Genomic DNA, 12,411 nt, shown 5'->3' on the forward strand with positions numbered 1-12,411 from the left:
CCGGCAAGGTGTGCGGGCTCAGTGCGAGAAGTTCAGAATAGGGGCGACAGCGGTCTCGAACGTCTGAACGGGTCAAGTCGGCACCCTCCGTGAGACTGAGGGACTGTGGTCGCTCCACTGAGGGACCCCGCGGTCCCAAGCACGGTCTTCTCCTCTGGAGAACGCCCCAGTACGCCCAAGTGGCACCGGACCTGAAAATCCGCGTGTCGGCGGTTCGATTCCGTCCCAAGCCACTGCACCGGAACCAAAGCGGCGCCCTGACTCGGTCGGGGCGCCGCTTCGCTCAGGTACCCCTTCGGGTCGCACGTCCGGCAATCGGCGGCCGACGAGCCGATGGACGTCGCCACTGCGGCGATCACCGATGGCGCTCCGCCGAGCGCGTGCTCACGCCCCCCGGCGGCCCACCGTCACCAGCCGGAGCAGCGCCAGTGGCCACGCCAGCGTGCAGGCTGCCAGCGCGGTGGTTGGTCCGACCGTCAGGACGATCACCCCCATGACGATCGCCGGTGGCGTCCACTGGGTCTCAGGGAGGAGACGGCTGGTGACCCCACCGTGCCACCGATCGGTGCCCAAACCCCGTCGCCGGCGCTCTCCCGCGCCGGGCGTCCGCCGCCCGACGAAAGACCTCGGCCGGCGCGCACATCCCGGCGGCTCCCGGCGTAAAATGCAGGTATGCCCACTTCCCTCGTGGTCGTACTGGCGCTCGCGGTGGCTCTGGTCGCTCTGCCGCCGGCGCCGACCCGTGCCCAAGGCACACCGCCTGCGGCCGCCACCGTCCCGCGCGATTCGCTGGTGGCGCGCCTTGCCGACCTGCGGCGCATACATACCCCCACCGGCATCGAGCTGCTGGAGCCGGTGCGCATCGATGGCACCACGCAGTGGGTGAATGTGCGCGGCAAGCACCGCGACAACCCCGTGATCGTGATGATCCACGGCGGCCCCGGTACGCCCACGCTCTCCTCCGCGTGGGCCTACCAGGCGCCGTGGGAAGACTTCTTCACGGTGGTGCACTACGACCAGCGCGGCGTGGGCAAGAATGCCGTGGGCGCCGATCGGGACGCTCTTGCCCCGACCCTGACCTTCGACCGGCTCGTGCTCGATGCCGAGGCCATGGTGGCCTGGGTGCGCCAGCGGCTGGGGGTGGAGAAGGTGATCGTGATGGGGTACTCCTACGGCACCATGCTGGGCATGGCGCTCGTGCAGCGCCGGCCCGAGTGGGTGCATGCGTACGTGGGCGTGGGGCAGGTGAGCGGCAGCGGCGATGACTACCTGTATCGGAAGCTGCGCGCGCTGGCCACGGAAACCGGCAACCGCGAGGCGCTGCGCGAGCTCGACGCGATTGCACCGTATCCGCGACCGGGCGCCCCGGTGAGCACGGTGCTGCTCACGCGCAAATGGGCGCGCCTGTTCAACGGGGGATGGTACGGCAAGCCCACCTTCGACCTGCTCTTCAGCCTGCCGGAGTGGGCACCCGAATACACGGCCGCCGATGTGGCGGAGCAGCGCGCCGCCACGCAGTGGACCACGCGCACCCTCGTGGGGCGCGGGGGCACTCCGTTGCCGACCACGTTTGCCGTGCCGGTGGTGATCGTGCAGGGGAAACATGATCTGCACACGCCGTACGAACCGGCGCGCGATTACGTCGACCGCATTACGGCACCGCGCAAGCGGTTCGTGACGCTCGACTGGTCGGCGCACGTGCCGTTTCTCGAAGAGCCGGGACGTTTCCTGCAGGTGCTGCTGGACGAGGTCCGGCCGCTGGCGTTCGCGCCGAGGTGAGTGACAGCCACCCGCACGCCGGCGATACCAGCCGGCACGCCGCGTGGGCCGCGGCCGTGGCGAGCGTGCTCTTCGGGGCGTCGGTGGTGGTCACGCGCTATGTCGTGCCGCAAACGACCCCGGTGGTGCTGGCGTTTCTCCGCTACGTGCTGGCCACGATCTGTCTGTTGGCGGTGCTGCAGCGCGCCGCCTTTCCCGTCATGCCCTGGCGCGACCGGGTGCAGGTGACCCTGCTCGGGGTGCTCTTCTTCGGCGTGTTCCCCTGGAGCTTCAGCGCGGCGCTCACGCACCTGCCGTCGGCGCCGGTGGCGCTGGTGGTGGCCACCATGCCGCTGGTGACGTTGGGCCTCTCGGTGTGGCGCGGGGTGGAACCGTGGCGCGCCCGCGCCGCGCTGGGGCAGGGGCTGGCCTTCGTGGGCCTGCTGATGGCGCTCTGGCCGAGCCCGGGGGCCGACGCCGTGCGGCCCGCCGCCGATGCGTGGCTGGGCTACGTGGAGATCAGCATCACGGTGTTGTGCGGGGCCACGTACAACGTGTGGTCACGCCCACTGCTCAGGCAATACGACGCCATGGCCGTGTCGGCGCAATCCATGCTGGCGGGCGCCGTGGCGCTGGCTCCGCTGGCCGTGGCTGAGGGCCTGTTCGCGCGCGTTTGGCAGGTGACGCCCCTGGGCTGGGCGGCCGTGCTCTTCCTTGGCGTGTGCGGCGGGGCGCTGGCATTCGGCCTGTGGATCTGGGCGTTGCGGCACTCGACACCGTCGCGCGTGGCGGTGTTTCTGGCGCTCAACCCCATCACGGCGATCGTACTGGGGGTGGCGCTGCTCGGTGAGCCGGTCACGCTGCGCCTTGCGCTGGCGCTGGTCACGGTACTGGCGGGCATTCAGCTGGCCTCACGCCGCTAGATTGCGTCGCACTGTGCTCATGCCTCCCCTGCCCCGCGCCATTTTCGGCCCCACGCGCGCCATCGTTCCCCTCACGCTGACGGCCGCTCGCCGCACCACGGAGTGCCGCTGAGTGCGCGTCGCCATCGTGGGGGGACCGGGGATCGGCAAGAGCACGCTCGTGCGTCAGCTGGGCGATCTCTATCGCAACGGCTCGTACGGCGAGGGAGAGCAGGGGGTATGGGACCCGCGCGTGCTGGCCGACATCGAGGCCGGGCGCAATCCGGTGGGCGTGACCGCATACTTTGCGCGGCTGTACGACGCGAATTACCGCCATGCGGCCACCCACGACGAGCCCGGGGCGGTGGTGCTGGTGGAAGGGGCGCAGATCACCCTCGAAGCCCACATCGCCGAGTATCCGGTGGAGACGCACCCGGCGCTGCACGAGGTGGTGGGCATGGGCGCCCATTGGTGCCCGGATCGCACCATCGTGCTGACGTCGGGGACCGACACGATCGAGAAGCACATCCGGCTGCGCCGCCGTCCGCATGAGGAAGTGCAGCGCATGATTGAGCGGTTCCGGCTCATCGACGCGGAATTCCGGCGACTGGCGCCGCAGCACGCGGGGGCGGTGCTGGTGGACCGCGACGGCATGGAATTTCATACCCGCGAAGGGCTGCAGGCGGTCGCGGCGGCGGCGGGGCTGCCGCCGTTTCCCGAGATTCCGTACGAGCAGCTCGACTGACGACCGCCGGCGCGCTCCCGGTCGGGAGCGCGCGTGATCCGGTCACGTCAACGCACGGGGACGCGGCTGTGCTGCCACACGAAGCGCGATCCGGTGGCTGGATCGAGCCCCGGTACCAGCGTGCTCACGACCAGCGGCGTGCTCACGGTGACGGCGCGGCCCAGTTCCGCGTGGAACCGCGCGGAGACCAGATCACTCACGGCCGCCACGTCCCGTACGCTGCTGTAGAGGCGCAGCGGCCCGGTGGGGGAGAGATTGAGCTGGGTCCAGGTGGCGGTGCGGTCGGCCAGCAGCTGGAGCGCGCCAGCGGCGTCGCGCGTGTACCCCGCGTCGCCGCCGGTCACGATACTGCGGGCCTTGGTTGCCCGCGGGATTACCCAGGCCTCGAGGGCGCCGTCGGCGACGGTGACCGGCACCACCGAGAAGGGGCGCCCACGCTTGTTCCAGGTGGGGCGCACGAGGACCGCCACGTCGCGGGCGAGCTTGGCGGCGCGCGCCAGGCGGGCGGTGTCGAGCGGTTCGGTGAAGCGCGGCCGGGCGCCATCGAGACGCACGAGCTGCAGGCGGCGTACGGTGGTGTACGCGCTGTCGATGTCGTACACGCCGCCCACCGGTACGCCATCGGCCGTCCGCTCGCACACGATGGCCCGCGGAGCCCGGGCCGCCGGCCCATAGGTGCCTTCGGCGCGCAGCCGGGCCACGGTGGCGGTGCACTGCAGCCAGAAGCTGACTGCCCGGGCGCGCAGGTCGGCCGCCGCGAACTGCTCGGCAAAGCCCGACGGCAGCCCCGAGGCGTCGGGGGCCGGGGCGGGCTCGGCGGGTGCGGCGCGCACTGGCACGGCCTCGGGCGAGGCCGCCGGTGTTCCGCCGGCGCAGGCGCCCACCACGAGCAGGGAGAGCACCGGCGAGATCAGACGACAGGCGCGACGCAGCGGCATGACAGGCGGGTAAGGGGGAGGCGCGTGCGAGCGCGATGGACGGACGGCCCAAACAAGGTAGCCGCAGGGGTCGAGAGACGCGTGCTACATTGACGCATGTCTGCGTCCCGCCCCACCTCCGTCGAGTTGTACAAGCAGTTCACGGTGGAAGCCGCTCACCGCCTGCCCAACGTCCCGCCCGGTCACAAGTGCGCGCGACTGCACGGACACTCGTTCGGGATCGAACTGCGTGTGCGCGGTCCGCTGGATCCCGCGCTGGGGTGGGTCATGGACTTCGCGGAGATCAAGACGGCCTTTCAGCCGCTCTACGACCAGCTCGACCATCATTACCTGAACGACATCCCCGGCCTGGAGAACCCCACGAGCGAGGTGCTGGCCGTGTGGATCTGGGATCGTCTCAAGCCGGTCCTGCCGCTGCTGAGCGCGGTGGTGGTGCGCGAGACGTGTACGTCGGGGTGCGAGTACCGGGGTTCGGCCTAGACCGATCGGCGCGTCGTGCGACGCGCCGCACTTTCATGATTAACCGTTCTCATTATGCTTCAACGTGTAATGAGCGCCCCCTTCCGCTTTCTCGTTCGCGCCAGTGTCCGGCCGCTCGCACGTCGGTGCGCGGCGTTGACCGGAGCGGCGGCGGCCACCGTGATGACCATGACGGTGCCGCTCCAGGCGCAGGATACGCACGGCGCGCTGCGGCACCTGCACGGGGTGGTGGAAGCGGGAGAGAGTGGCCGCCCCATTCGCGACGCGGACGTGGTGGTGAGCTGGCGCCTGCGCACCGGCGACCGTGTGGCCGAGAAGGCGGCGCGCCAGCGCACCGACGGCAACGGGCGCTTCGACCTGCGTGATCTGCCACCGCAGGTGGTGAGTCTGCGCGTGCGGGCGCTGGGCTACGCACCGTTCGTCCGTGACGTGGACCTGCGTGACGCCGACCGCCTGCTCACCGTGCATCTCGACGTGGCCACGACGGTCCTGCAGGAGGTGGCCGTACGGGCGGACACGGCGCCGGAGCGGTTGTCGCGAGTGGCGGCAACCAGCACGCTCGATGCGCAAGCGCTGGCCGCCACGCGGGGCCAGACGCTGGGCGAGACCATCAAGAACCTGCCCGGTGTCACGGTCATCCAGTTCGGCCCCAGCATTGCCAAACCGGTGATTCGCGGCCTCAACTCGCAGCGGGTGCTGGTCATGAACGGCGGCCTGCGCCAGGAAGATCAGCAGTGGGGCACCGAGCATGCTCCCAACATCGACAGCTTCGAAGCCGACGCGGTCACGGTGGTGCGCGGCGCGGCCACGGTGCTGTACGGTCCCGATGCCCTGGGGGGCGTGGTGCGTGTGGATCACGCGGCGCTCCCCGACACGGGGGGGCTGCGTGGCACCGTGGCGCTCAATGCCTTCTCCAACAGCCGGCAGGGCGCCGTGTCGGTGGGCGTGCAGGGGGCGGATCTTTCGCTTCCGCGCATCGGCACCACGGGGTACCGGGTGCGCCTCACCTCGCGCCTGGCCGGCAACGGCGGGGCGCCCGACTACTATCTCACCAACACCGGGTTCCGGGAGCTCAACGGGAGCGTGGCGCTGGGGGTCGCGCGCGACTGGGGACGCGCCGAGGTGTCGCTGACGCGGTTCAGCACCGAGCTGGGGGTGTTGCGGCAGGCGCATGTGGGCAACGCCAGCGACCTGGCGCGGGCCATGAGCGGGGCCCCCCCCGACTCGGCGTTCAGCTACACCATCGGGCGCCCCAACCAGCGTGTGGCGCACACCACGTTTCGCGTGCGCACCGTACGCACGTTCGCACAGGCCGGCGATCTCGAGGTGGTGTACGGGCTGCAGTACAACCACCGCCGCGAGTACGACAACCACGGTCCCCTGCGCTTCCGCAACGAACCGGCGTTCAACCTCAAGCTGTTCAGCAACGCGCTCGATGTGCGGTGGACACACCCGCGCTGGAAGGGATGGCGCGGCACGGTGGGCACGAGTGCCATTGCGCAGGGCAACCAGACGCTCGGCAAGGCGTTCCTGATTCCCGGCTACGACCTGTGGCAGGGGGCGGTGTACGCGCAGGAAGAGCTGGCGATCGGGCGTCTGTCGATCAACACCGGGCTGCGCGGCGATGCCATTGCGCAGACCACGATTGCCTTTGCCGACGCGGGCATTCGCAGTCCGGCCGGCACGAAGTCGTGGCGCAACCTGGCGGGCTCGCTGGGCGCGGCGTACCTGGTGCGCGACGGGCTCGACGTGGGCGTGCGCCTGGCGCGGGCGTGGCGGCCACCCACCGTCAATGAGCGGTACGCGCAGGGGGTGCACCATGGCACAGCGCAGTACGAGCTGGGCGATGCGGAGCTCTCGAGCGAACAGTCGGTGGGCGTGGAGGGTACGCTGCGCTTCCGCCGTCGCACGGTGCAGGTGGATGCGGCGGCGTACTCCAACCGCGTGAACGGCTTCATCTACCTGCAGCCCACGCAGCCAATACAGACCATTCGTGGTGCCTTCCCGGGCTTCCGGTATGCCCAGGCCGATGCCCGCCTGCGTGGTGTGGAGCTGGCCACCTCGTACACCCCGCACACGCGCGTGCAGATCACCGCGAACGGCACCGTGGTGCGCGGCACGAACCGGCGCACCGACGAACCGCTGTTCGACATGCCGGCCGATCGGCTCTCGCTCAACACGCGCCTGCTGGGCGCGCGTGGTGGCGGTCAGGACCCGTCATCGTGGCACCTGGGGATGGGCACGCTGCTGGTGCGCCAGCAGGATGGCGTGCCCAACGGCACCGTGTACACGCTGCCCACGGCCGGCTATGCGCTGCTGCAGCTCGAGGCGGGGATCCAGCGTTGGACCCTCCTGGGGCGACGCGCCGATATGTCACTGTCGGTGAACAACGCCCTCGATACACGCTATCGCGACTACTTGAGTCGCTACCGGCTCTTCGTGAACGACGCCGGGCGGGATGTGGTACTGCGGCTGACGATGCCGTTCTGACCGGCGCGCAGGGGCGCGCCACCTGCAGGACTCTTCACCCTTCACACACATGGAGCACACGATGGAGCAGTTCTCGTCGCGCCGCTGGATGGCGCTTGGTTCCGGTCTGCTGGTTTCGCTCGCGGCCTGCGGCGACTCGTCCACGGCCCCCGGCGGTGAGTCGGAAGTGATCTCGCGCGTCACGCTCACGCTCACGCCGGCCAGCGGCCCGGCGCTGACCACCTACATCGACGACGCCGACGGCAATGGCCCCACGGCGCCGTCGGCGCAGGTGGCCATTCCGGCGCTGGTGCGCGGCGTGACCTACACCGGGACCGTGCGTTTCGAGAACCGCCTGGTGAACCCGGTCGAGGACATCACGGCCGAAGTGCAGACCGAGTCCAACGAGCATCGGGTCTTCTTCACCGTCACGGGCTCCGGCGTGACCGTCACGACGACCGACAACGACGGTCAGGGTCGCCCGCTCGGCCTGCGCTTCACCAAGGCCGTGGCCGGCACGGCCACGGCAGGTACCACGCGTGTCGTGCTGTGCCACTACGACGATTCGCCGAAGGTGGCGTCGGCCACGTCGTGCACCGGTGACACCGACATCGACGTGACGTTCGCGCACACCATCGCGCCGTAACGATTGCGGCGGCCAGGACACGCCTCCGGTGCGAAACGGCACCGGAGGCGTGCTGTCGTTCGGGACGGTGCGCTTTGCAGGCCCGCGCTGCTCTCACACCCTGCTGTGTGGTGCCGTTCATGAGATGTCCGGCCCGGAGCGGATCCACGCCGTGCCCCCGGGGACGTACCGCCTGAGTGCGGAATTTCCGTCACGCCGCCACACGGCCAATCTCCGGATCGGGCCGCGGGCCACGATGACGAGTGATGTTATCATCGTCAGGGTACGCCAGCGGCCCGATGTGCACCCCGAGGCACGATCGTTGCCTCGGGTCGTTGGCGGGATGCACCCATCAACCGGAGCCTGCCATGCGACCGACCTTACGCCTGCCCTTTCGCTCGCTGGTCGTCGGCCTGTCGCTGACGACCAGTGCCTGCGCCACCAATCCGGTGACGGGACGGCGCGAGCTGTCGCTGGTGTCGGAGGCGCAGGAGGTGCAGATGGGGCGTGACGCCTCCCGTGGCGATCTGCAGCGGGTTGGCACGGTGGCCAACCCGGCGGTGCAGGCGCTCGTGCGGCGCATCGGGACCCAGATGGCGACCACCTCGGAACGGCCGGGGCTGCCGTGGGAATTTCACGTGCTCGACGATGCGGCGGTGAATGCCTTTGCGTATCCGGGGGGATTCATCTTCGTGACCCGAGGGCTCCTGACCCATCTCAACAGTGAAGCCGAGCTGGCGGAGGTGATCGGTCACGAGATCGGGCACGTGACGGCGCGACACAGCGCCGCGCAGATGAGCCAGGCCACGCTGGCGCAACTGGGGCTGGCGGGGGCGAGCATCTTCTCGCCCCAGATTGCCCGCTACGGCGATCTGCTGGGTACCGGGGCCTCGCTGCTCTTCCTCAAGTTCGGCCGTGACGACGAGCTGCAGGCCGATGCGCTCGGCTTCCGGTACTCGCTGGCGCAGGGATATGACGTGCGCGAGTCGCCGAAGGTGTTCACCACGCTGGGCCGCCTGGGCGGCGGGGCCGGCCGCGTTCCCGAGTGGCAGAGCACCCACCCCGATCCGGGGAATCGCGTGCAGCGGGCGCAGCAGCGCATTGCCGAAACGCCGCCCACCGCCTTCGCCAACGCGCGGGTGAATCGCGCGGAGTACCTGCGGCTGCTCGACAACATGGTCTTCGGAGAGAACCCGCGAAACGGGTTCTTCGACCGCTCGCGCTTTGTTCACCCCGACCTGCGCTTCCAGCTCGATTTCCCCGGCGGCTGGAAGACTTCGAATCAGCCCGACGCGGTGATTGCCGTGAGCGCCGACAACGGCGCGCAGATTCAGCTGGTGCCGGGACAGGGGACGCCGACGCAGGCGTTGCAGGGGCTGCTGCAGCGTCAGGGCGTCACGGTGAAGCAGTCGGCGCAAACGACGGTGAACGGCATCCCCGCCGTGCTGGTGGCGTTCGATGCGCAACTCGAGCAGGGGGCGCTGAACGGCCTGGCCATGGCGGTGCGCTACGGCGACGTGACCTACGTCCTGCTGGGGCTCACCGTGCCGCAGGTGGCGGCCCAGCACGGTCCCGCCATTGACGCCACGTTGCGTTCGTTCCGCCCCCTCACCGACCCGGCCGCCCTCAATGTGCAGCCCGCGCGCGTGCAGCTGGTGACGCTGGACCAGGCGATGACCGGACAGCAGTTCGTGCAGCGGTTTCCCAGCACCGTTCCCGCCGAGCAGGTGTACGTGATCAACGGCATCGAGGCCGGGACGGCGCTGCCACGCGGGACGCTGCTGAAGCGGGTGGTGGGGGGCGCAGGGCGGTAGCCGGGTTTTGGGCGTTCGGGGTTGATGACCCGCGCGCCGACCTGCACACTGATGGGCGAGCGCGTGGCGAGCCGAGCCGCGCCGGTGGTCCCTCTCCTCCCCGCCCATGTCCGTACTCTTCCGTTCTGCTCTGGCCAGCGCCCTGCTGCTGGCTCCCACGCTCGTCGGGGCGCAGCACGCCCGCGTGACGGCCGACGATTATGCGCGCGCCGAACAGCTGCTTCCATGGAACGCCGGCCGTCTGGTAACGGGAGACGAGGTCGCCCCGACCTTTCTCAAGGACGGCAACCGGTTCTGGTACCGCAACAAGACGCGCAGCGGCGCCGAATACGTCCTCGTGGATCCCGTGAGCAACACGCGCAGCCTGCTCTTCGACCACGCGCGTCTCGCGGCCACGATGAGTCTGGCTGCCGACACCACGTACGACCCCGACCGGTTGCCCTTCCGCGCCTTCCGGTTCGGCGCCGATGGCGACGACGAACGCACCATCGAGTTCCGCACGGGGAAGCGGCAGTTCGCCTGCGACATCGTGACGTACAACTGCGTGGCGAAGGACACGACGTACAACGAAGCCCCGTTCGTGCTCTCCCCCGACAAGAAGCTCGAAGTCTTCGTGCAGGGGCACGATCTGTACGTGCGTCCGCGCGGCGGCAAGGGCGACACGGTGCGCCTCACCACCGATGGCGCGGAGTACTTTGCGTACGGGGTCACGGCCATTTCTCCGCAGCAGCAGCTGCGCGGCAACCGCACGCGGCGCCCCAACGTGCGCTGGAGCCCGGACTCGAAGAAGCTGCTGGTGGTGCGTACGGACCAGCGCAACGTGGGCCTCATGCCCTACGTGAGCTACACGTCGCAGCGGCCGCGGCTGTTCACGCAGCCCTACGCCCTGCCGGGTGACAGCATCGTGCCCACGCCGCACTACTACGTGATCGATGTGCCCACGAAGCGCAGCACCAAGGTGGAGCTGCCGGTGCGCTTCAATATCGCCAGCATCGGTGGCTCGTTGCGCGACTCCACGTGGACGCCCACGTCGGACAAGGCGTACATCAGCGGGTTGGCGCGCGCCTCCAAGGCGGCCTACCTGGTGGAAGTGGATGCGACCACCGGCAAGGGCACGCTCATTGCGAAGGACACCGGCAAGACGTACGTGGAGCTGGCGAGCCCGCGTGATCCGGAAAGCTGGTACGTGCTCAAGTCGGGCGAGGTGATCTGGTGGTCGGAGCGTGATGGCTACGGCCATCTGTGGCTGCTGGGCAAGGACGGCAGCGTGAAGCGCCAGATCACGAGCGGCACGTGGCAGGTCGGGGCAGTGCAGCACGTGGACGAAGGCACGCGCACCGTGTGGTTCACGGCGCGCGGCCGCGAGACCGACCAGCTGGTGTACAACACGCACCTCTATCGGACGGGGCTCGATGGTGGCGTGATCCAGCGGCTCACCCCCGACACGCTCAACCACGACATCACCGTGAGCCCGAGCGGGCGCTTCGTGGTGGATCGGGCGAGCGCCATTCACGTGGCGCCGGTCACGGTGCTGCGCGACGCGGCCACCGGGCGCGTGCTGCGCACGCTGGAGAAGGCCGATGTGTCACAGCTCGTAGCGCAGGGGTGGAAGCGGGCGGTGCCGTTCACCGTGAAGGCGCGCGACGGCCTGACGGACATTCACGGCGTGATGTACCTGCCGGCCAAGCTCGACAGCACGCGGCGGTACCCCATCATCTCGCACATCTACCCGGGGCCGCAGGTGGGGTCGGTGGGTGCGTGGAGCTTCAAGAGCAGCGGGGAACCGTTCGCGCTCGCGGAGCTGGGCTTCGTGGTGGTGCAGATCGACCACCTCGGTACGCCGGGGCGCTCGAAGGCCTTCCATGACAACTACTACGGCAACTTCACCGACAACGGCCTTCCCGATCACATCGCGGCCATCAAGCAGCTGGGCGCGCGTCATGCGTTCATCGATGTGTCGCGCGTGGGCATCTTCGGCCACTCCGGCGGCGGCTTCGCCAGCACCGACGCGCTGCTGCGCTTTCCCGAGTTCTTCTCGGTGGCGGTGTCGGGGGCGGGCAACCACGACAATCGCTCCTACAACATCTACTGGGCCGAGAAGTACCAGGGGCTCCTGCGCCGCGACAGCACCCGGCGGGGCGAGGACAACTTCACGGCGTCGGCCAACAAGACGTACGCGGCCAACCTCCGCGGCAAGCTGCTGCTCATGCACGGGGACATGGACGACAACGTGCACCCGGCGATGACCATCCAGGTGGTGGACGAGCTGATCAAGGCGAACCGTGACTTCGACCTGATCATGGCGCCCAACCGGGCGCACGGCCTCAACGAGGCCTACTTCATTCGTCGTCGCTGGGATTACTTCGTGCAGCACCTGGCCAAGGCCATTCCGCCGGAGAGCTACAAGATGACACCGGCGGCCGGGCAGGGGGGCTTCAGCACCGACGATGGTCCCGATGCGAACGATCTGTGGAATCGCGGGGCCTTCGACGAACTGCTGGTGCCGGTGATCACGCCGTACTGATGCCCGAAGTCCGACGTCGGATTCGTCGGACGTCGGACCACCGATTCGTCGGATGTCCGAGGTCGGATGAATGTCCGAGATCGGAACCGGGAAACGGCTTTCGGAGGTCGGAAGTCGGAGTGGGGCGGCACCAGCCACCGAGCAATCCGGCCTCCG

9 protein-coding genes are annotated in these 12,411 nt (G+C 69.4%); 8 read left to right on the top strand and 1 reads right to left on the bottom strand.

The features are described from left to right. The first annotated feature begins 672 nt into the window (after nucleotides 1–672). From LW840_RS00290 to LW840_RS00300, 3 genes are all read left to right on the top strand, one after another. Nucleotides 673–1,779 carry an alpha/beta hydrolase gene (locus LW840_RS00290; protein WP_291273754.1) on the top strand — a complete coding sequence of 369 codons (1,107 nt, stop codon included), beginning with the start codon at nucleotides 673–675 and terminating at the stop codon, nucleotides 1,777–1,779. Further along, on the top strand, nucleotides 1,776–2,681 hold the full coding sequence (locus LW840_RS00295; RefSeq protein ID WP_291276215.1) for an EamA family transporter: 906 nt from the start codon (nucleotides 1,776–1,778) through the stop codon (nucleotides 2,679–2,681). The genes LW840_RS00290 and LW840_RS00295 overlap by 4 nt, the downstream gene beginning before the upstream one ends. Nucleotides 2,682–2,793: 112 nt before the next feature. Continuing rightward, on the top strand, nucleotides 2,794–3,405 hold the full coding sequence (locus tag LW840_RS00300; RefSeq protein WP_291263278.1) for a hypothetical protein: 612 nt from the start codon (nucleotides 2,794–2,796) through the stop codon (nucleotides 3,403–3,405). Between the two features lie 47 nt (nucleotides 3,406–3,452). Here the strand turns inward: LW840_RS00300 and LW840_RS00305 are convergent, their stop codons facing one another. Then, nucleotides 3,453–4,343 carry a hypothetical protein gene (locus LW840_RS00305; RefSeq protein WP_291266726.1) on the bottom strand — a complete coding sequence of 297 codons (891 nt, stop codon included), beginning with the start codon at nucleotides 4,341–4,343 and terminating at the stop codon, nucleotides 3,453–3,455. A 96-nt stretch (nucleotides 4,344–4,439) separates the two neighbouring features. Here LW840_RS00305 and queD point away from each other — a divergent pair, with 96 nt between their 5' ends. From queD to LW840_RS00330, 5 genes are all read left to right on the top strand, one after another. Further along, nucleotides 4,440–4,823, top strand: coding sequence for a 6-carboxytetrahydropterin synthase QueD (gene queD, locus LW840_RS00310; protein WP_291266725.1), 384 nt, complete (start codon nucleotides 4,440–4,442; stop codon nucleotides 4,821–4,823). Nucleotides 4,824–4,892: 69 nt separating this feature from the next. Next, nucleotides 4,893–7,313, top strand: a complete 2,421-nt coding sequence (locus tag LW840_RS00315) for a TonB-dependent receptor (protein ID WP_291276216.1) — start codon at nucleotides 4,893–4,895, stop codon at nucleotides 7,311–7,313. Between the two features lie 49 nt (nucleotides 7,314–7,362). After that, nucleotides 7,363–7,938: a hypothetical protein gene (locus LW840_RS00320; protein WP_291273751.1), complete on the top strand. Its 576-nt coding sequence runs from the start codon at nucleotides 7,363–7,365 to the stop codon at nucleotides 7,936–7,938. A 347-nt stretch (nucleotides 7,939–8,285) separates the two neighbouring features. Continuing rightward, a complete protein-coding gene (locus tag LW840_RS00325; RefSeq protein WP_291276217.1) occupies nucleotides 8,286–9,731 on the top strand; it encodes a M48 family metalloprotease in 1,446 nt (481 codons plus the stop codon). A gap of 106 nt (nucleotides 9,732–9,837) precedes the next feature. Further along, nucleotides 9,838–12,255 carry a DPP IV N-terminal domain-containing protein gene (locus LW840_RS00330; RefSeq protein ID WP_291273304.1) on the top strand — a complete coding sequence of 806 codons (2,418 nt, stop codon included), beginning with the start codon at nucleotides 9,838–9,840 and terminating at the stop codon, nucleotides 12,253–12,255. Nucleotides 12,256–12,411: the final 156 nt, after the last annotated feature.

Origin of the sequence: Gemmatimonas sp. (genome assembly GCF_021298855.1) — a bacterium.
Classification (GTDB): domain Bacteria; phylum Gemmatimonadota; class Gemmatimonadetes; order Gemmatimonadales; family Gemmatimonadaceae; genus Gemmatimonas.